Annotated in this window: 21 protein-coding genes; 14 read left to right on the top strand and 7 right to left on the bottom strand. The window is 45.5% G+C overall.

Translation table 11 applies throughout. The annotated features are described in order from the left end of the window. Window positions 1–20: 20 nt before the first annotated feature. From gspF to NI469_RS01710, 3 genes are all read left to right on the top strand, one after another. Window positions 21–1,226: a type II secretion system inner membrane protein GspF gene (gene gspF / locus NI469_RS01720; RefSeq protein ID WP_004278568.1), complete on the top strand. Its 1,206-nt coding sequence runs from the start codon at window positions 21–23 to the stop codon at window positions 1,224–1,226. Between the two features lie 75 nt (window positions 1,227–1,301). Next, window positions 1,302–1,736, top strand: a complete 435-nt coding sequence (gene gspG / locus NI469_RS01715; protein WP_004278567.1) for a type II secretion system major pseudopilin GspG — start codon at window positions 1,302–1,304, stop codon at window positions 1,734–1,736. Window positions 1,737–2,241: 505 nt separating this feature from the next. After that, window positions 2,242–2,577 carry a hypothetical protein gene (locus tag NI469_RS01710; protein WP_253174283.1) on the top strand — a complete coding sequence of 112 codons (336 nt, stop codon included), beginning with the start codon at window positions 2,242–2,244 and terminating at the stop codon, window positions 2,575–2,577. A 167-nt stretch (window positions 2,578–2,744) separates the two neighbouring features. Here the strand turns inward: NI469_RS01710 and lnt are convergent, their stop codons facing one another. After that, entirely contained in the window at window positions 2,745–4,304 is a 1,560-nt protein-coding gene (gene lnt, locus NI469_RS01705; RefSeq protein WP_253174282.1) for an apolipoprotein N-acyltransferase, read from the bottom strand. Beyond that, entirely contained in the window at window positions 4,301–5,140 is an 840-nt protein-coding gene (locus NI469_RS01700; protein WP_005261638.1) for an HlyC/CorC family transporter, read from the bottom strand. Before NI469_RS01700 ends, lnt begins: the two co-directional genes overlap by 4 nt. A 201-nt stretch (window positions 5,141–5,341) precedes the next feature. On the opposite strand from NI469_RS01700, the gene tusA reads away from it, so the two are divergent. Beyond that, on the top strand, window positions 5,342–5,602 hold the full coding sequence (tusA, locus tag NI469_RS01695) for a sulfurtransferase TusA (protein WP_004729361.1): 261 nt from the start codon (window positions 5,342–5,344) through the stop codon (window positions 5,600–5,602). A 182-nt stretch (window positions 5,603–5,784) separates the two neighbouring features. Here the strand turns inward: tusA and NI469_RS01690 are convergent, their stop codons facing one another. Continuing rightward, window positions 5,785–7,497 (bottom strand): electron transfer flavoprotein-ubiquinone oxidoreductase, encoded by a 1,713-nt coding sequence (locus NI469_RS01690; protein WP_253174281.1) that lies wholly within the window; start codon window positions 7,495–7,497, stop codon window positions 5,785–5,787. A gap of 186 nt (window positions 7,498–7,683) precedes the next feature. Between NI469_RS01690 and NI469_RS01685 the strand changes: the two genes are divergently transcribed. From NI469_RS01685 to NI469_RS01665, 5 genes are all read left to right on the top strand, one after another. Further along, a complete protein-coding gene (locus NI469_RS01685) occupies window positions 7,684–8,295 on the top strand; it encodes a DUF1285 domain-containing protein (protein WP_044111789.1) in 612 nt (203 codons plus the stop codon). A gap of 48 nt (window positions 8,296–8,343) precedes the next feature. Next, window positions 8,344–9,216, top strand: coding sequence for a glutamate racemase (murI, locus tag NI469_RS01680; protein WP_044111791.1), 873 nt, complete (start codon window positions 8,344–8,346; stop codon window positions 9,214–9,216). A 116-nt stretch (window positions 9,217–9,332) separates the two neighbouring features. Next, the gene (locus tag NI469_RS01675) at window positions 9,333–10,361 is read left to right on the top strand and encodes a DUF4062 domain-containing protein (RefSeq protein ID WP_004278558.1); all 1,029 of its coding nucleotides are present in this window, start codon (window positions 9,333–9,335) and stop codon (window positions 10,359–10,361) included. A gap of 65 nt (window positions 10,362–10,426) precedes the next feature. Then, entirely contained in the window at window positions 10,427–11,440 is a 1,014-nt protein-coding gene (gene hemH, locus NI469_RS01670; protein WP_044111792.1) for a ferrochelatase, read from the top strand. 22 nt (window positions 11,441–11,462) lie between these two features. Next, entirely contained in the window at window positions 11,463–12,107 is a 645-nt protein-coding gene (locus tag NI469_RS01665; protein WP_005245863.1) for an MBL fold metallo-hydrolase, read from the top strand. Window positions 12,108–12,147: 40 nt separating this feature from the next. On the opposite strand, the gene NI469_RS01660 is transcribed toward NI469_RS01665, so the two are convergent. Further along, entirely contained in the window at window positions 12,148–12,330 is a 183-nt protein-coding gene (locus tag NI469_RS01660) for a hypothetical protein (protein WP_004278555.1), read from the bottom strand. Window positions 12,331–12,504: 174 nt separating this feature from the next. Beyond that, window positions 12,505–12,678: a DNA gyrase inhibitor YacG gene (locus tag NI469_RS01655; protein WP_004278554.1), complete on the bottom strand. Its 174-nt coding sequence runs from the start codon at window positions 12,676–12,678 to the stop codon at window positions 12,505–12,507. Window positions 12,679–12,762: 84 nt separating this feature from the next. Here NI469_RS01655 and NI469_RS01650 point away from each other — a divergent pair, with 84 nt between their 5' ends. Together NI469_RS01650 and NI469_RS01645 are read left to right on the top strand one after the other, a co-directional pair. Then, window positions 12,763–13,407, top strand: a complete 645-nt coding sequence (locus tag NI469_RS01650; protein ID WP_219310114.1) for a class I SAM-dependent methyltransferase — start codon at window positions 12,763–12,765, stop codon at window positions 13,405–13,407. A gap of 4 nt (window positions 13,408–13,411) precedes the next feature. After that, window positions 13,412–14,611 (top strand): TIGR03862 family flavoprotein, encoded by a 1,200-nt coding sequence (locus NI469_RS01645; RefSeq protein WP_253174279.1) that lies wholly within the window; start codon window positions 13,412–13,414, stop codon window positions 14,609–14,611. A 150-nt stretch (window positions 14,612–14,761) separates the two neighbouring features. On the opposite strand, the gene NI469_RS01640 is transcribed toward NI469_RS01645, so the two are convergent. Together NI469_RS01640 and NI469_RS01635 are read right to left on the bottom strand one after the other, a co-directional pair. After that, complete coding sequence (locus NI469_RS01640) at window positions 14,762–15,349, bottom strand: hypothetical protein (RefSeq protein WP_004647351.1); 588 nt, start codon at window positions 15,347–15,349, stop codon at window positions 14,762–14,764. 15 nt (window positions 15,350–15,364) lie between these two features. After that, window positions 15,365–16,141, bottom strand: a complete 777-nt coding sequence (locus tag NI469_RS01635; RefSeq protein ID WP_253174278.1) for a class I SAM-dependent methyltransferase — start codon at window positions 16,139–16,141, stop codon at window positions 15,365–15,367. A 113-nt stretch (window positions 16,142–16,254) separates the two neighbouring features. Between NI469_RS01635 and NI469_RS01630 the strand changes: the two genes are divergently transcribed. The 3 genes from NI469_RS01630 to NI469_RS01620 all read left to right on the top strand — a co-directional run bounded on the left by NI469_RS01630 (window position 16,255) and on the right by NI469_RS01620 (window position 18,877). Next, a complete protein-coding gene (locus NI469_RS01630) occupies window positions 16,255–17,526 on the top strand; it encodes a hypothetical protein (protein WP_253174277.1) in 1,272 nt (423 codons plus the stop codon). 125 nt (window positions 17,527–17,651) lie between these two features. Further along, the gene (locus NI469_RS01625; RefSeq protein WP_004729374.1) at window positions 17,652–17,831 is read left to right on the top strand and encodes a hypothetical protein; all 180 of its coding nucleotides are present in this window, start codon (window positions 17,652–17,654) and stop codon (window positions 17,829–17,831) included. Between the two features lie 89 nt (window positions 17,832–17,920). Beyond that, a complete protein-coding gene (locus tag NI469_RS01620) occupies window positions 17,921–18,877 on the top strand; it encodes a 2-hydroxyacid dehydrogenase (RefSeq protein ID WP_253174276.1) in 957 nt (318 codons plus the stop codon). Window positions 18,878–18,893: the final 16 nt, after the last annotated feature.

Genomic DNA, 18,893 nt, shown 5'->3' with positions numbered 1-18,893 from the left:
TGGAAAATTAGAGCATTACAATGCCTGCATATCAGTTTATTGCGCTTGATGCTTCAGGAAAGCAGCAAAAAGGCGTGCTGGAGGGGGATTCTGCACGTCAGATCCGGCAACAATTACGGGATAAAGCACTTATTCCGGTCTCTGTTGATCCTGTTGAAAAAAAAGACCAGCAGCATCGTCGAAAATGGTTTGAAAAAAGCATCACCGCCTATGATCTGGCCCTCATGACCCGGCAGCTATCTGTGCTGGTCGCAGCCGCGATTCCGCTGGAAGAAGCCATCCGCGCCGTTGGCAAGCAAAGCGAAAAAGTGCATGTACAAAACCTGCTGATGTCGGTGCGCTCCAAGGTGCTGGAAGGGCATAGTCTGGCGCAGGGCTTGCAGCAATCCGGACGTTTTCCTGAACTGTATATTGCCACAATTGCCGCCGGTGAACGTTCCGGACATCTGGACCTGATTCTGGACCAACTCGCTGACTATACCGAAAACCGGTTTGCCATGCAGAAAAAAATTCAGGGTGCGATGGTCTATCCGATTATCCTGATGCTGATGTCCTTTGCGATCGTGATGGGGCTGATGACCTATGTGGTGCCAGATATCGTCAAGACTTTTGACCAGAGTAAAGATGCCTTGCCCTGGATTACCGTGGCCTTGATGAAAGCCAGCGATTTCATTCGCATTGCCTGGCCATTTTTATTGATCGGTGGTGCTTTGGGGATTTTCCTGTTGGTCCGGTTTTTAAGAACCACTGCCGGGCATTATGCCTTTGACCGTCTGACCTTAAAATTACCTTTATTCGGCAAATTGTCACGCGGGATTAATGCTGCACGTTTTGCCAGTACCTTATCCATTTTGACCCAATCTGGCGTGCCGCTGGTCGATGCATTGCGGATTGGTGCCGCAGTAAGTAACAACTGGGTGATCCGTGATGCTGTCAATCTGGCAGCGGAAAAAGTCACTGAAGGTGGTAACCTAGCAACCCAACTGGAACGCAGTGGTTATTTCCCGCCGATGATGGTACAAATGATCAAAAGTGGTGAAGCGTCCGGTGAACTGGACCGCATGCTGGAACGTGCTTCACAGATGCAGGATCGCGAAGTGACCACCCTGATTTCAACTTTACTGGCCTTGCTGGAACCTTTAATGCTGGTACTGATGGCCAGTATCGTTTTGGTCATTGTGATTGCGGTCATGCTGCCAATTGTAAATATGAATAATATGATTTAAACAGAAGCCAGTTAGAATTTTGCTGTGATCAAGATTCAAGTGGTCTGAATGATGCAAATAAATGAGAGAGATTGAATGAAAAGGAATCAATTAAATAAACAGACGGGCTTTACCTTAATCGAAGTCATGGTGGTGATTGTTATTCTCGGTGTGCTTGCTGCGCTGATCGTTCCGAACGTGATGGGACGCGGTGAAAAGGCCAAAGTAGATACCACCGTGATCAAGTTACAAAGCATTGCAGGTTCACTGGATCAATACAAGCTGGACAATGGCAAGTATCCAAGCATGCAGGAAGGTGGTCTGGATGCACTGGTGAATCAGCCAGCGACTGCGAAAAACTGGGTGCCGGGCGGTTATGTCAAAGGCGGTTTTCCAAAAGACAGCTGGGATAATGAACTGCAATATGTGATTCCGGGCACCGATGGTCGAAGCTTCGATCTGTATTCATTTGGTGCAGATGGTCAATCGGGTGGTGAAGGAACAGATGCCGATATTTATTATCAGCCTTAATTAGATATCCTTCATCAATCAAAAAATGATCGTTCTATTCATATTTAAATAGATATTGAACGTCCTTTCTCCCTCTGGGATGAGAAGCATTGCTTCACAAAAAGATGAGGGAGTTTTTATAAAAACCTCTCCCTGAGGAGTATGCTCCGCAAGTCTCCTAAAAGGAGAGGGAGAATTTCTTTTGAAGTGATTAGAAAAAAATGATTTATGGAAAAATTGTATTGAGAATCATTATAAATTCTCGATAGATGGCATATATCACTTCACTGAATAGGCTATTTCAATACTAAGTGAAGTGATAATAACTATCAATTATTAAATATAATGTAAGTTATTGATATTTATAATAATTAAATAATAAAGACGATATGCGAGTTATAATAAGAATTATTCCCATATTTATCTATTACAATTCTCGTAAAATATGAATAAACATACACTTTCTATTTATTTAAAAAAGCTCATAATGATCTGAATGGCACTTGACTCGCCAACGGAGAAGCACATGAAAGCATTAATCTTAGGGGATGAAATCAATCAATTTCATTGGTCGATGCTGAAATCTGTTCTTCTGGTTTTAAGCATGCTGCCGATCAGTCAGGGTATCGTCCATTTATGGCAAAGCACCGAAGGCAGCAGCCAGATTATGGTGGCTTTCTTTGCCATTAGCTTGATGAGCAGTTTAATGGCTCTATGTTTCTGGTCAGCATTAAATGCGAGTGTTATTCGCATTCAGGCCGAGAAAAGCTCAGTATTTGAACAGACAGTAGTTTACATTTATCGTCATGTACCGATGCTGTCTTTAGCCAGCATGCTCTGTTATCTGGCAGTACAGTTTTAAGCTTTAAAGAGATGAAAAAACCGAGGCATTGACCTCGGTTTTTTATTGCCTTGAGTGTTCCTCGTTTTCATAAAGGGAGCTTAGGAGGAATTGATAAGATGCTATATTCAGGAATTCCCCTCTTGCGCCATATATGGCTCACCCTTGTAAAAGGGGACTTGAAGAAATTATCTTCTTGACTTAAAGCTGACATCCACTTTACGTGGGCGAAAACGCCATCCCATAAGCAAAAGCAGAACCGAGAAGATCATCACTGGCCAATCGCTGAGTTTCATATACAGCGTTTCACCCTGCATGGCTGGAAGTTCACCACGTAATACTGCTTCCTGATCCATCGGAGCTTTTTTCACAATATGCCCATTATGGTCAATAAAGGCGGTCACACCGGTATTGGTCGCCCGAATAAACCAGCGGCCATTTTCTTTAGCACGCATTTGCACCATCTGCAGATGCTGTAATGGTCCTGCCGTGCCGGTAAACCAGGCATCATTAGACACGGTCACCAGAAAATCACTTTGACTGGCATTGCGACGGGTCAAATTCGGATAAGCCACTTCATAGCAAATCGCAGAACCCAAAGGATGATTTTTTACATTCAATGGTTTTTGATGATCTGCGCCCCGGGTAAAACCACTCATGGATGGATCATTTTGCAGTGCCGGCAGAACCCAACTTAACCAGCCTGAAAGTGGAATATATTCACCAAAAGGAACCAGTCGTTGCTTCTTGTATAGCCCATCGGATTCATCTCCGCTGGCCATAATACTATTGTAATATTTTGGATAACCCGCAGCCTGTGATTCTGCTAAATCCCAATACGGAATGCCGGTCACCCAGGCCGTACCTGATTTTTCAGCCTGTACTTTCATGGCTTCCAGAAAGGCTTCAATATCAGTCTGGAACATGGGAATCGAAGATTCCGGCCAGACGATCAGATCGCGGCCCCATTCAGTTTTACTCAAATTGGCATAAATCAATAAGGTCTTCACCTGATATTCAGTCAGCCATTTCAAGTCTTGCGGAATATTACCCTGAATCAGAGAAACCGTTAAAGGCTTCTGATTTTTTTGCTCAACAAACGTCAGTTGTGCTGCACCCCAGGCACCGAGTAATAAAACTGCCGAAGGAATGGCCCAGAACAGGCGTCTATTTAGAATTTCAACCAGCGCACAGGCCAGAATGATCACCACGAAAGATACGCCAAACACCCCGAATAAGGGCGCATAAGCATCTAGGTAGCGTTCGGTAAAGGCATAGCCGGCGAATAGCCATGGGAATCCGGTAAAGACCCAGGTCTTGGACCATTCAAACAGCACCCACAGCGGGGCAAAGGTTAAAGGAGTTTCCGGGAAAAAGCGGCGATAGACAAACGTTTGAACGGCACTAAACAGACCCATCACCAGTGCCATAATCAGGATCATTACAACGCTGAGAAATGCACTGGTATCGCCATAGACATGAATCGAGGTATAGAGCCAGAATGCGCCGACAAACCACAAGCCGATCCCATAAGCCCAGCCAATGCCAAAAGCCTGTTTTGCTGTACGTCCGCGCAGGCAGGCATAGAGCAGTGCTGGAGACAGAATGGCCAGCCACCAGTAATGATAGGGGGCTAGTGCCAAACTAAAGATGGCACCTGCGAATAAGGCAATTAAAACAGGATAGATCAGCGGCAACGGTTTTTGCTGTTGATTAGAACTCAACAGCTTATCAAAATACGCTCTCATTGGCGCACGGCTCGAATTAGGTGAATCGAGCGTGAATCTGCCTCAAGAATGGTAAATTGCCAGTTTTCCAGTTCAATGGTTTGACCTTCAAGGTCACTCACCAGACCAATTTCCTGTAATAACAAGCCACCCATGGTTTCCACTTCATCATCAGGGAAAGTCGCATCCAGCATATTATTGAAATACTCAATCGGGGTCAGCGCTTGTACCACCCAGGTATTGGCCGTAGCCGGATCATTGTCCGGAACGATGTAGTATGCTTCTTCATCAGCATTGTCATGTTCATCTTCAATTTCACCGACAATTTCTTCCAGAATATCTTCCAGCGTCACCAGACCCGAAGTCGTACCGTATTCATCAATCACCACCGCAATATGCGTCTGGGTGTTTTTCAGCATGCGCAGCACCTGATCGGAGCGGGCACTTTCCGGAACAAACAAAGGCTGACGCATAAGCGCGCGAATATCGACTTTGGCCGTCGGTTCAGTCAGAAAAGGCAATAGATCCTTGGCCAATAGAATGCCGACTACATTGTCGGTCTGATCGGATGAAAATACCGGAAAACGTGAATGCGCAGACTCGACCAGCACATGCAGGATATCCAGCAGTTGGTCATCTTCCTGTAAGCTGATCATGGACGTGCGAGGCGTCATGACTTCACGAATTTTGGTTGCCGGGAGGTCAAGAACGCCCTCAAGCATGGCAACAGTATCGGGTTCTAAAAATCGACGTGAATCTTGTACTAATTTTAGCAGTTCGTCGCGAGTTTCGGGTGCAGTTCCCAGCCATTTGCGTAAGCCGCGCATACCCCACGACGGGCCTGATTCCTCGTGCATGATTTTTCCTGAAGACTCTTAATATCTAAAAAAACGTGGTTTTATCATACCGCAGAAAATTCGCTTGTCTATTGTAAATATGATGCGCAGTCTTGATCGCGCGAGTCAGCGCTGATTTTGGAGCTGGCCACGTATGTAAAGCAGCAATGTAATCGCAGCTTTATGCTAAAATATGGCGGTCTTTCCATCCTGAGTCTATCGATGTCCCCAACTGAAATTATTCCAAGTCTGCAATTGAATACCCGAGGTTTGCGTTGTCCTGAGCCAGTGATGATGTTGCATCAGGCGATCCGTAAATCCAAGGCAGGTGATGTGGTTGAGGTGTTTGCTACGGATAATTCGACTTCTTGGGATATTCCAAAATTCTGTATGCATCTGGGACATGAGTTGCTATTGCAAGAAGAACGTCTGGATGAAAATGGTAATAAAGAATTTCATTATTTAGTCAAAAAAGGCGGCTAAAAATACCAAGGGCTGATGAGCTCAAAGATTTGTCTTATTTAGAAAATAAAATTTCAAAAATCTGCTTAATTAAATAGATGAATGGACAGGAACTGAAATTCTAAATATTTATCCATAAATAAACCCGCTTAAAAGCGGGTTTATTTTTTATCTGATGATCAAATTACATATTTGGATACTAATTACATGTTAGGGTAATTAGGACCACCACCACCTTCCGGTGTTACCCAGGTGATGTTCTGGGAAGGATCCTTGATGTCACAGGTCTTGCAGTGCACACAGTTGGCTGCATTGATCTGGAAGCGTTTCGAACCGTCATTATTTTCCATGATCTCATAGACACCCGCTGGGCAGTAACGCTGTGCAGGCTCATCCCATTTCGGCAGATTTACTTCCACCGGAATGGACGGATCAGTCAGTTTCAAATGCGCTGGCTGGTTTTCTTCATGGACCGTGTTCGATACAAACACCGAAGACAGGCGGTCAAAGGTCAGCTTGCCATCCGGTTTTGGATAGTTCGGCTTAAAGCTTTCAGCCGCCTGGGTTTTTAGCGCAGCATGGTCTTGAACCAGATCATGCAAGGTGAACGGCACTTTAAACACGTTCTGGTCGATGAAGTTAAATGCACCTCCCATCCATTGACCGAACTTGTGCATCGCAGGGCCAAAGTTACGCGAGTTGTATAGCTCTTCTTTCAGCCAGCTATGGTTGAACTTGTCGGTATAAGCAGTCAATTCTTTAACAAAGAAATCTTCGCCTTCCACTACACGCGCAATCGCCAGATCACCACCTTTTTCTACACCCGCAGCAATCGCTTCAAAGACCGCTTCACCGCAGAGCATGCCGGATTTCATGGCAGTATGAGAACCTTTGATCTTGGCAAAGTTCAGGAAGCCGGCATCATCTCCAATTAACGAGCCACCCGGGAAAGTAAATTTAGGCAGCGAATTAAAGCCACCTTTGGTCACAGCACGTGCACCATAAGAAATACGCTTACCGCCTTCCAGATACTGCTTGATCAATGGATGGGTTTTCCAGCGCTGCATTTCCATAAATGGATACATGTGCGGGTTAGTGTAAGACAGATCCACGATCATGCCCAGAGTGACCTGGTTGTTTTCCGCGTGGTAGAGCCACCAGCCACCTGAAGAACCAGTTTCAGATAAAGGCCAGCCAGCACCGTGCATCACCAGACCTGGTTTGTGCTTGGCGGGATCGATTTCCCAAAGTTCCTTAATCCCGATACCGTAATGTTGTGGATCCGCATCCTTGTCCAGGTTGAACTTCTGGATTAAACGCTTACCTAAATGACCACGACAGCCTTCAGCAAAAATCGTGTATTTGGCATGTAATTCATAACCCGGGGTAAAGTTATGCGTTGGTTCGCCATCTTTACCGATACCCATATCACCGGTTTGGATGCCTTTAAGGGTGCCATCTGCATGGTAAAGAATCTCAGAGGCTGCAAAGCCCGGGAAGATCGACACTTCCAGTTCTTCTGCTTTCTGGCCTAACCAGCGCACCACATTGCCAAGCGAGATGACATAGTTGCCATCGTTATGCATGGTTTTAGGCACCATCCAGTGCGGTGCTTCCTGTGATTTTTCATCTGACAGTAGGAAGAAGGTTTTATCTTCGGTCACCGGAACATTCAGCGGGGCACCCTGTTCTTTCCAGTCCGGGAACAACTCATTCATGGCACGCGGTTCAAGCACAGCACCAGACAGAATATGCGCACCGACTTCGGAGCCTTTTTCTACGACACAAACGGACAAATCGTTTAAGTTGTTTTCAATTGCAAGTTGACGGATTTTGATCGCAGCAGAAAGACCCGCAGGGCCTGCGCCTACGATGACGACGTCAAACTCCATCGATTCACGTTCGATGTGTTCCATGTAGGACTCCTCATATTACTATTCGGTGGCAACCATAACCGGATGGTTGGGTGCTGCCATAAGTGTTCTTGGTTCCTAGACACAAAAATGCTGGTGTCTTTGATAATCTGGGCTAGTATAGTTTTAAAGCCAGTTTTAGCCAATTGGCTGAAACATATTATTTTTCCGTCATTAAGGTCTTCTTTTATGGATAAGCCAGTACCCAGCACAAATCCGACGAAAAAAGTAACTTATCCCGATGATAAAAATTTAATGGATATCGCACAATACTTAAAAGATGCACAGGGCAGTCACAAAAGGTCAATTCCCCCTTTGGAGCAATGGCAGCCAAAGCATTGCGGAGCAATGGATCTGAAGGTTTTAGCTAACGGCGAATGGTGGCACGAAGGTCAATTGATCAAGCGCCAGCCCATGATTGACCTGTTTGCAACGGTGCTCTGGAAAGAAAACGATAAATTCTATCTAAAAACACCGGTAGAAATGATTGAAATTGAAGTTGAAGATGAACCTTTATTTGTCAATCAGGTCGATCAGGTTGAGATCAATGGAGTGACTTATCTGCAACTGGGCACAACCACGCAAGACCTGATTGTTGTCGATGCTGAACATCCGATCTTTATGCGTGAATATAAAGGTGAACTACGGCCTTATGTGCATGTGCGTTTCGGGATCAATGCCCTAATCCAGCGTGCTGCATTTTTACATCTAGTGGAGATGGGCGAGCTTGATGAAAATCCGGCAGGCGAAACTGTTTTAAGTTTGAAAAGTGGTGATTTAGACTTGCATTTGAGCACCTGAGGTTTAAGCTTGATCGCTAGAAATTTCAAACAAGCCACCTGCAACGTTATGAGCGCTATTCAACCAATTTCCCAGCTATTAGACCCGATGCCCAATGCCACGGCAGATGCGCCGATTGGTATTTTTGACTCAGGCGTAGGCGGTTTGTCAGTCGCCCTGGAAATTGCCCGCCATTTGCCTAACGAGCGTTTTGTCTATTATGCGGATACTGCGCATGTGCCTTATGGCCCGAGAGATGATCAGGAAATTCGTGCCCTGACGGCTCAGGCGATTGAATGGCTTTATCGTCAAGGTTGTAAAGTTGCGGTGGTGGCTTGTAATACCGCTTCCGCTTTTAGCCTGGATTATTTGCGTGACTATTATGGTGAAAACTTTCCGATTATTGGTTTGGTACCCGCGCTTAAACCGGCAGTCCTGAATACCCAGTCGAAAACTGTGGCGGTACTGGCCACGCCCGCGACCTTCCGCGGCCAGCTGATTAAAGATGTGATTTCCCGTTTTGCTGAACCGGCTCAAGTCAAAGTCCTGCCTGTGACCAGTCTGGATCTGGTGCCTTTTGTTGAGGCTGGGGAGCAGATGAGTGCAGCCTGTTTGCAAACATTAAAAGAGATTTTACAACCAGTTGTAGATCAGGGCGCTGATTATTTAGTGTTAGGATGTACACATTACCCCTTCCTAAAATCGTCAATTCAGTATATTTTTGGTCAAAAGCTGACATTAATTGACTCAGGATTCGCGGTTGCAAGACAAACGGCCCGAATTTTAATTAAAAATGGGTTATTATTTGAGCAAGAGTCTAAAGAAAGCGTGAAAATTGAATTGGTGGTGAGTGGGCAGAATGCTGAACAGCTCCGACCGATTTTGCAGCACCTGATTCCGGCCGATTTAAAATGGCTGGTCAATAATATGAGTGCAGTTTAAAACTCATTTTTATAATTTAAGAAGAATGATATTTTGATTTTGGGGTGGCCAGATTGGGTAAAGAAGCATGTGATGATGCATTTTTTATCCAAATGTACAGGAGAAGAGGATAGCCCATGCTGGATAAACGGTACCAAGTGTTCATCTCAACCTCTGGGGCAGAAATGCAACCGGAGCGTATCATTCTGTCTCAAACACTGGTAGGAATGGGGTTTTTCTCGTGGGGACTGGAACAGCGTACACCGCTGAATACTGCATTTGCACGCCGCCAGATTGATGACTGTGATTATGTCGTGATTCTGCTGGGCAGCCAGTATGGGGAGCAGTCGGTATCGGGTGTCGGTTATATGCATCTCGAATATATTTATGCAGTGACCAAGCAAAAACCGATTATTGTGTTTATGCATGATGATCCGGCATCACGTGAAAGTGCATTGCATGATGCCAAACCGGAATTACAGGAAAAATTCAAGGAATTCCGTCAACTGTTACAGCAGGAAGTGGATCAGGTCTTTACTTACCGTAGCCTGCGCGATCTGGAAATGGCCGTGCGTTTTAACATGCCACAAATGCTGGAGCGCTATCCGGTGACCGGCTGGGTGCGTCCGCAAAATACCCAGGCGCTGCATGACGAGATTGACCAGCTTAAAGCCAAAGTGGCTCAACTGGAACGCGATGGCGGAACTGCGGAAGTCGATCCATTTCTGAGTTTACCCAAAGTGGCGATGCATGAAGTTTTTTCTTTTGAATACCGGATGCATGCTTATCAGGATGGTAACTTCAAGGAAATCAAAGTTCAGAAAAAACTCACCTGGGCACAATTATTGGCATTGCTGGGTTCAACCTTTGTCAATCCCACGCCTGAAGAGTTTTTCTCAAAGCGCATGAATGAATATCTGAATGAAACTGGTTTGCAGGATGCACGGGTGCAGATGCCGCGTGCGCATGCAGTTGCGCGTGCCCAGATGAATATTCGTGCCTTGCATAGTTTAAAAATTCAAATGCGCCAGAATGACTGGATTGTGCCATCCGGTCGTGATGACCGACAGCGCATGCTGTGGCAGATCACGCCAAAAGCGCAAAAGTTGCTGGACAGCAGCTTGCTGGATTTAGATCGCACTTTTCAATATAAGTCAGCGTATTAATCCATAGAGCAAAGTAATAGAAAACTGTTAAAGTACAGAGGCTGATCTCACCATGGACCAACTGCATGTATTCACCAGCTAAACCTAAAATTACGATTATATTGGCAAATTTGGGCACACCGGATGAACCTACGGTTCCAGCGGTACGCCGTTTCCTCAAGCAGTTTTTGTCTGATCAGCGTGTGATTGAAATTCCCAAACCGATCTGGCAAATCATCCTGCGCTTATTCATTTTGCCCTTCCGTCCAAAGCGAGTATCACAGGCCTATGCGCAAGTATGGGGACAGGATTCGCCGATGCGTGAAATTCTGTTTGAGCAGGTCGCAGCAGTTAAGACCCATTTAACCCAACTTTATCCGCAGTTTGAGCTGAATGTGGTACCTGCCATGACCTATGGCAATCCGAATATTCAGGATGTCTTGGCACAGGTCTCCGCGCAGCCACAGGAACACGTGATTCTATTTCCTTTGTTTCCACAATATTCTGCCACGTCGACCGCACCTCTATACGATGCAGTGGCGAAATGGGTGGTTAAACAGCGCAATTTACCCGGTTTGACAGTGATCCGGGATTATTATCAACATCCTTTATTTATCCAGTCATTGGCTCAAAGTGTACGTGATTATCAGGCAATTCATGGTCAGCCAGAGAAATTATTGATGTCTTTCCACGGCATTCCACAGCCCTATGCTGATAAAGGTGATCCTTATGCCGACCGTTGCCGCATCACGGGTAAATTGGTGGCGGAAGCACTAGGTTTAAATGAAGATCAATATGCGATCAGCTTCCAGTCACGTTTTGGCAAGCAGGAATGGATCAAGCCCTATACCGATGTTTTGCTGGAAGATTGGGCCAAGCAAGGGGTGAAATCAATTCAAGTGATGAGTCCGGCATTTTCCGCGGACTGTCTGGAAACGCTTGAAGAGCTGGCAATCGAAAATGCCGAGACTTTTAAAGCAATGGGCGGTGAAAGCTATAGTTACATTCCGGCATTAAATAGCCGTGAAGATCATTTGCGATTGCTCAACAGTCTGCTTCAGGCTAATCTGGATGCATTGACACAGACACTTGCCCATTAACTTGCCCGAGGTTTTTCACCCCATGTTACAAGTCAAAATTGTTCCAGTTACTGCATTTCAGCAAAACTGTTCGATCGTTTGGGATGCGGACACTAAAGAAGCCATTTTGATTGATGCGGGGGGCGAACCTGAAAAACTCAAAGCTGAAGTTGAAGCGCTGGGTTTAACGGTTAAAGCCTTGTGGCTCACTCATGGCCATCTGGATCATGCGGGTGCGGTGGGTGCATTAAAAAAGGCCTGGAATGTACCGGTAATCGGACCACATAAGGAAGATGCATTCTGGCTTGACATGATTCAAGAAGTTTCGGCACGTTATGGTTTTCCGATTCCGGAAAAAGTTGAAGTGACCCAGTGGCTGGAAGGTGGTGAAGTGCTCAAACTCGGCAATGAGGAGTTCGAAGTGCGTTTTGCTCCAGGCCATACGCCGGGTCACGTGATGTTCTATAACAAAAATTATGACTTGTTATGGACAGGGGATGTATTGTTTAAAGGCTCGATTGGCCGGACTGATTTCCCGCGTGGCAACCATCAACAGCTCTTAGATTCAATTCAGCGAGAATGTTTCAGCCTGCCAGATGAAACCCAATTCATTTCAGGACATGGTCCGATTAGCACCATTGGTTTTGAAAAGCAGCATAATCCTTTTGTTGCAGGTAAAGCGGGTTAAAAGCGTAAATAAAAGACCAATATAGTTTGGTCTTTTATTTTTATTCTGAAAAGGGATTATTGCGAAGTTGTCGCGTTTGCATGTGTATGAGCCAAGCGGCAAAAGCAAAAAGCACACCCAATACAATAAATAAACTATCTTGTTGGAAAATGCCGACTCCCAACGAAAGAAGTGCGAGTAGACCAACCCCAATTAATATGACTCTTAAAATAATATAACCCATATTATTGCTCTAAAAATAATGTGAAAATTTAGAGTAGAACAATAATACTAAGGCTTTATGAAAGATGTTAATTCGTGTTGCTTTATCTAAGTAATTTTATAAAACTCATATGATTTATTTACTTAATTTCGACAAGATTCTGCTTTCAGACAGAATTTTCGACAGGGAAGACCTTTATTCTTCGCTGTTATCGGCTTGCGGTGCATCTTGGGTGGGCAAACTATATTCCTCATTGGCCCAAGCCCCCAGATCAATCATCTTGCAACGTTCTGAGCAAAAAGGACGGAATTCATTATCTTCCCATGTGGTCAGCTTGCCACAGCGCGGACAGTTTAAAGTGGTAGGCATGGGACGACTCCAAAGAAAAATAAAGGTTCGATTAGGCAAATATAGCCGCGCTTGTTAGACTTATGCGGTTTTTATTAGTTTGATCTGATTATGCCGATTCGTCAATTTCAAGCACAGCGTATGCATGCGCCCCGTGATTTTCAAAGCATCAGTCCTGAACCGGTCTGCGTCGAAGTGGGAGCGGGTAAAGGTAAACATGCCTTGTTATTCAGCAAGAACAATCCCGACACTCAACTGATTGCAATTGAACGTACCCGTGAAAAATTTCTGGCAATGCAAAAACAGCATGCTGTTGAGGGTCAAACTAATTTACAAACCGTTCATGCCGATGCTTTACCGTGGATCGTGCATGCACTGTATCCGCAGCAGGTCGAACAATTCTTTATTTTATATCCAAATCCTGAACCGCATAATCCGGCACAGCGCTGGGTCAATATGCCATTTTTTGAGTTTCTACTTTCCCGCCTGAAAACCGGGGGAACGATTACTTTGGCCAGTAATATTCCTGCCTATATCGAAGAAGCAGAAATACAAGTGCGAGAGCTCTGGAAGCTACCTTTTGTCAAAGAAGTGATTGCTGCAGATTCGGCGCGTACCCATTTTGAAATTAAATATCTGGAGCGCGGTGAACTATGCCAGCAACTGATCATCAGCAAGCCTGAAAGATATGTAACGCGCTTTGATGATTTCCAGCCTTTGCAAGGGCAGAATGCCACCGTCGCGGAATAATCAGATGAGCAAACGCATTGCTATTGTGGGCGCAGGCCCTGCAGGCTTAATGGCAGCAGAAGTGCTCAGTCAGTTTGATTATGAGTTGCATGTCTATGAGCAAAAGCCGTCTGCCGCGCGAAAACTCCTGATGGCAGGAAAGACCGGTCTGAATATTTCCCATGCCGAGCCTGTGCCACAGTTTGTACAACGTTATGATCAGATGGAGTGGTTGTCTCCCTGGATCAAACGCTGGGATGCGCTCTGGATTCAAGACTGGATGAAGCAGCTTGGTATTGAACCTTATATCGGTTCGTCTGGCCGGGTATTTCCTACAGAGATGAAAGCCGCGCCCTTGCTGCGTGCCTGGCTCAAGCGTTTGGCCAGTGATGATGTTCAGTTTCATTACCGGCATAAAGTCAGCCAGTTAGAGCAACAACAGCTTGAGCTGCATGATCTGAAAAATAATGAATATCGCACTGAACATTTTGATGCCATTATTCTGGCTTGTGGGGCAGTGTCTTGGTCAGCGTTGGGGAGTGATGGTGCATGGCAAGCATGGCTGAAACCGGATGAAATTGAGCCTTTCCAAGCCAGTAATGCCGGAGTGGAATATCCTTGGTCTCGGTTTATGCAGCCAGTCTTTGGTCAGCCGCTGAAACGTGTTGCAGCATGGGTTGGGCAAGGTGAAAAGACCATCGGCGATATCGTGATCAGTCATTATGGTCTGGAAAGTGGTCTGATCTATAAGCAGGGTCGTGGCTTACGTGAGCAGCTTAAACAGGGGCAGCCGATGCAGCTGCATCTGGACCTCTTCCCAAATCAAAGCATGGAACAGCTTGCGCAAAAATTACAGCCAAGTAAGAAGCAGTCTTTAACTAATGTCTGGCGTAAAGCTGGATTGGACGGTGCCAAGGCGGCCTTAGTACGGGAATTGGTAGCCAAAGCGGTATGGCAAGATGCTGCTGAATTAGCCAAAAAAATTAAACATTTGACCCTTCCACTCACAGGTTTCCGCCCGATTGAAGAGGCGATTAGCTGTGCAGGTGGTGTCAAGCGTGAAGTGTTGTCAGAACAGCTACAATTGAAATCTAACCCACATGTATTTCTTTGCGGAGAAATGCTGGACTGGGATGCACCGACCGGCGGTTATCTACTGACAGCCTGTTTTGCCACAGGGCGTGCAGCGGGTGAAGGTGTGCATCAGTTTCTGACAGCAGATTAAGTCATTTTATAGCTAGGATGATCTAGTATTTATACTGAATGCAGACTCAACAGATCCGGCCTTGTTCATTCACGCTGTTTTAAAGCTGCCAGTTCAGCTTAGATTATTTTTGTATTTTATCTAAGCTGTGTGCCAATCTAGCATCCTAGACTATTCCTTCACTTGCCGGGAAGCGGGTTCTTTCTTGGCGAGATCCGGATATTGCGAACGCCAGCGTTCCAGTTGTTCTTGGGCGTGTAGATATTTCCCTAGACCTTTGACATTCTCACTGGCTTCATTCACGGGTGTAGCTTGAGTCTTGGGAGTATTGAGTAATTTGTCCTGATGTTCCCAGTATTGATACATTAAGCCCTGAATATAACGGCCCTGTTCGGTTTTCAGTTCTAAAGCCTTCAACATATTCAATGCTGACTGGACATGATCACGCTGACGTTGCTGGACAAATTCTTCTGTCATATTTTCATCATCGCGCATGCTGTTTAATTCTTTTTCCAAGTCGCTGCTCATTTCCTGAAAGCGCTGTTCATAATCTGTCAATGCAGCAATATCATGCGGATCATCAGCAGTTTTAGGGAAGTCTTTCAGTGGCTCGGTTTTCAGTTCCTGCATGACTTGATCTGAAGCCGTATTATCTGTTGTCGCTTCAGTCGGAGTTTCGGTCGTTTTCTGGTCACATGCCATCAGCAGCATGGCCGCAGCGAACAACAGCGTTCGTGTCATTCCTGGTATTTTATGCATGATCGCCTCCTGTTTTTAATTACTTTTCTTGAACACATAGATATGGGTGACATAAGGAAAATCGATCATTTCCTCTGCGCTTTTGGCTGTATATTGCTGGATGATCTGTTCAAATTGTTGTTTTAACTGTGCCTGCTGCTGTTCAGGCATGGCTGCAATAAAACTAGTCGAGAGCAGCCGCTTGGATACCACCTGCTCGACACTGCCATGCTGTTGCTGGGTCATTGTGGTTTCTGCATAGGGCTGAAATAGCGTTTGCTGTGCAAAGACCTCGCGCCAGGTGCCGCTATGATAGCGCGGCGTATCGCCTTCCAAGGGGGCAATACAATCGGCCAAGGCCTGAACCCAGTCGATCCGAGTATCGCGCTGATTCCAAATTAACACCAGATAACCCTGCGGTTTGAGTACCCGATCTAATTCTTGTAAGGTAGCAGAATCGGCAAACCAGTGAAATGACTGTGCACAAAATACCGCATTCAGGCTATGATCAGGCAGGGGAAGTTGATGGCTAACGCCTTCAAGAGCATGAATGTCCGGATGCGCCTGTTTTAATTGAGCCAGCATTTCCGGGACAGGATCAATTGCGATAATGTGCTTACTGAGCGGGCGTAAATAGGGGATAAACTTGCCAGTTCCACTACCCAAATCCAAAACATGCGCATCTGCAGGCAAAGCCAACGTTTCACTCAGCCACTGGCTGATTTCTGCCGGATAATCGGGACGCACTTGCTGATAGAGCTCAGCCGACGCACTAAAACCCCGTTTTGCTGCAGGATGTAATGATTGTGTCATATTTTGCGCTTTTTAATCTTTTTGATCGATATAAAATAGCATATTCACTTTTTTGACAGCGTTCATTGACTGAATTGTTGTGGAAGGGTTCGATTTACCAGCATGGGAAAGTTATGGACAAGCAGATTGTTTTTGAAGATGAACATATACGTGCGATTTTTATGCCGGGATCTTCTTCAGAACTGATTTTTTCATTTGGCGATTTGATTACCCGTGCCAAGGGCCTCAACATCAATGCAGAAAAGTCACTGGCGAAATTCGAGTTTAATGTGCTTGGTATTATGCCCAAGCATAAATCCTGGTTTCCGCAAGGTTCCATGTGGAACATGTTGCAAGCCATCGCAGATCTGATTGCGCCGTTTCAGCAGCGTATTGCCTATGGTGGCTCGATGGGTGGCTATGCTGCAATTAAATATTCCCGTGCCTTGGGCGTACAACGGGTGGTGGCGATGGTGCCGCAATACTCGATCGATCCGGAAGATGTACATGATGCCCGCTATAACATGTTCTATCAGCCAGAGCTGAATGCCAATATGCGGGTTGAAGCTCAGGATATCGAGCCTGCATGTGAATATATTATTGTCTATGATCCTTACTGTGCCGAAGATCGTGCCCATTATCTGAAATTAGAGGCGCTGATTCCGCATCATCATGTGCTGCATTTGCCTTTTACCGGACATGATGCGATCGCAGTTTTGGCTAGTTCCGAATTGCTCTATGACTTTTTGGTGCATGAATATGAGCCAAGTTATTTCTACCAGAAAATGCGTCGGGTCAAGAAAAACAGCAAGTTCTACTACCGCAAGGTGATCGAAAATGTCTTGCCACGGCACCGCATGGCCTTGGGACACATTCTGAAAAATAACGATCTGCAACTGGATAACCAGTTTTTTGATGCCAGCCAGAAACAGGTTATTTTGCGGGAACTTTTGCGCAATAAACAGGTCGATCAGCATGACCTGCTCAAGCTCGGCATTCATGTGAATTTGCCGCAGGAAAATCGTCAGTTGCTGTTAGACCAGTATGGGCATGGTCTGGTATTTAATGTCATCAGCCATAAAATCGAAAGTTATGCAGAAGGTGCAATTGCCCTGAACCATAAATTCCTGATTCCAATTTATGCCAAAGGTAATGGTTTATTGAGTATTAACCTGAATGATGAACGTTATCTGGTGGTGATGAATGACCGGCATATCATGAAGCTGATCAAGGAACAGGATGAACTCAATCTGGGCATGCACCCGATTTTAATAAAGCGCTATAGTGATTTTTATATGTTTAGCTATAAGCAGCTGAATCTGAGTACCAATGAATATGGTGCTGCTGCTTTTATCGACGATAGTGACAAAAATACGCAGTTTGTGACGCACAGTGAGACAAATTAATTGAAAATTTTAATAAAAAACAATTACTTGAATTGTTATGGGCTTGGCATAATATAGAGATAAGCGGTATAAATAATAAACCAATTATATCGTTCCCGATGGTTGAAACGAAGAAGGGGATGTCTATGATGCAAGTATGTTTTATCTTCGGTTTGGTTCTACCTAATCTGGCGCATGCAGAAACTGTGCATCCTGCAGTGATCATGGTCAGTGCGTCCATCATCTTTATGATTATTCTGTCCGTGTATGTGGTGTATCGAATTCGCAAGTCACTACGTAATCATATGGATAAACCGCTGGATTAATTGCATCAGGCTGGAAACGGGTTGAAAAGACTCAATGACTTGTTTTAAATGACAGACATAAATTGTCAAACAGGATTGAGGGAACAGCCATGAAAGCCGTTTATTTAGACTATGCTTCTTTAGACCAGCAGGATTTAGACTTTCAGGCACTGCATGCCGCATTTGATCCACTGGTTTTGTATCCGGCGACCTCGGCTGCCGAGATTGCATCCCGTGTAGCTGATGTCGATGTTATCATTACGAATAAGGTGATGATCGGTGTAGCTACGATTCAGCAATGCCCTCAACTCAAACTCATTTTAATCTCTGCAACCGGCACCAATAATGTCGACCTTGAGGCGGCCAAAGCGCAAGGGATCGTCGTGTGTAACTGTCAGGCTTATGGCACTTCGGCAGTCGCGCAGCATACCATCATGTTGATGCTGAATCTGGCAACTTCATTCCTGTCTTACCAACGTGCGTTACAACAAGGCGAATGGCAAAAAGCCAGTCAGTTCTGTTTGCTGGATGCGCCAATTGTCGAGCTGGCCGGAAAAACATTGGGCATTGTGGGTTATGGCGAACTGGGCCATGCGGTGGCGAAACTGGCCGAAGCCTTTGGCATGAAAGTGCTTATTGCCGCGCTGCCAAATCGTCCGGCGGATGCATCTCGTGCGCCATTTGCCGAGCTACTTCCTCAAGTCGATTTTTTAACTTTGCATTGTCCACTTACTGAAGATACCCACCATTTAATCAGTCATACTGAGCTGGATGCAATGAAAAGCAGCGCATTTTTAATTAACTGTGCGCGTGGCGGAATTGTCGATGAAGCGGCATTGGCTGAGGCTCTGCGTGCAGGCAAGATTGCCGGTGCAGCGACAGATGTTCTAACGGTAGAACCACCGAAACAGGGCAATGTGCTGCTCGACTCTACGATTCCCAACCTGATTGTGACACCGCATAATGCTTGGGGCAGTGTCGATGCAAGACAACGGATTGTGGATCAAATGGTCGAAAATGTAGCAGCATTTAAACAGGGTCAGCCGATTCGACAGGTCAATTCATAGATCGCGTCGATACAAG

Source organism: Acinetobacter lwoffii, from assembly GCF_024129735.1.
Classification (GTDB): domain Bacteria; phylum Pseudomonadota; class Gammaproteobacteria; order Pseudomonadales; family Moraxellaceae; genus Acinetobacter; species Acinetobacter lwoffii_H.
This window is presented reverse-complemented; position numbering and strand designations above follow the sequence as displayed.

Coding starts and splice junctions, on each gene's coding strand:
- NI469_RS01620 (WP_253174276.1), top strand. CDS start 17,921: ATGAAAGCCGTTTATTTAGACTATGCTTCTTTAGACCAGCAGGATTTA.
- hemH (WP_044111792.1), top strand. CDS start 10,427: ATGTATTCACCAGCTAAACCTAAAATTACGATTATATTGGCAAATTTG.
- NI469_RS01665 (WP_005245863.1), top strand. CDS start 11,463: ATGTTACAAGTCAAAATTGTTCCAGTTACTGCATTTCAGCAAAACTGT.
- NI469_RS01645 (WP_253174279.1), top strand. CDS start 13,412: ATGAGCAAACGCATTGCTATTGTGGGCGCAGGCCCTGCAGGCTTAATG.
- NI469_RS01690 (WP_253174281.1), bottom strand. CDS start 7,497: ATGGAACACATCGAACGTGAATCGATGGAGTTTGACGTCGTCATCGTA.
- murI (WP_044111791.1), top strand. CDS start 8,344: ATGAGCGCTATTCAACCAATTTCCCAGCTATTAGACCCGATGCCCAAT.
- NI469_RS01660 (WP_004278555.1), bottom strand. CDS start 12,330: ATGGGTTATATTATTTTAAGAGTCATATTAATTGGGGTTGGTCTACTC.
- gspG (WP_004278567.1), top strand. CDS start 1,302: ATGAAAAGGAATCAATTAAATAAACAGACGGGCTTTACCTTAATCGAA.
- NI469_RS01625 (WP_004729374.1), top strand. CDS start 17,652: ATGATGCAAGTATGTTTTATCTTCGGTTTGGTTCTACCTAATCTGGCG.
- NI469_RS01630 (WP_253174277.1), top strand. CDS start 16,255: ATGGACAAGCAGATTGTTTTTGAAGATGAACATATACGTGCGATTTTT.
- tusA (WP_004729361.1), top strand. CDS start 5,342: ATGTCCCCAACTGAAATTATTCCAAGTCTGCAATTGAATACCCGAGGT.
- gspF (WP_004278568.1), top strand. CDS start 21: ATGCCTGCATATCAGTTTATTGCGCTTGATGCTTCAGGAAAGCAGCAA.
- NI469_RS01655 (WP_004278554.1), bottom strand. CDS start 12,678: ATGCCTACCACTTTAAACTGTCCGCGCTGTGGCAAGCTGACCACATGG.
- NI469_RS01710 (WP_253174283.1), top strand. CDS start 2,242: ATGAAAGCATTAATCTTAGGGGATGAAATCAATCAATTTCATTGGTCG.
- NI469_RS01685 (WP_044111789.1), top strand. CDS start 7,684: ATGGATAAGCCAGTACCCAGCACAAATCCGACGAAAAAAGTAACTTAT.
- NI469_RS01675 (WP_004278558.1), top strand. CDS start 9,333: ATGCTGGATAAACGGTACCAAGTGTTCATCTCAACCTCTGGGGCAGAA.
- NI469_RS01640 (WP_004647351.1), bottom strand. CDS start 15,349: ATGCATAAAATACCAGGAATGACACGAACGCTGTTGTTCGCTGCGGCC.
- NI469_RS01700 (WP_005261638.1), bottom strand. CDS start 5,140: ATGCACGAGGAATCAGGCCCGTCGTGGGGTATGCGCGGCTTACGCAAA.
- lnt (WP_253174282.1), bottom strand. CDS start 4,304: ATGAGAGCGTATTTTGATAAGCTGTTGAGTTCTAATCAACAGCAAAAA.
- NI469_RS01635 (WP_253174278.1), bottom strand. CDS start 16,141: ATGACACAATCATTACATCCTGCAGCAAAACGGGGTTTTAGTGCGTCG.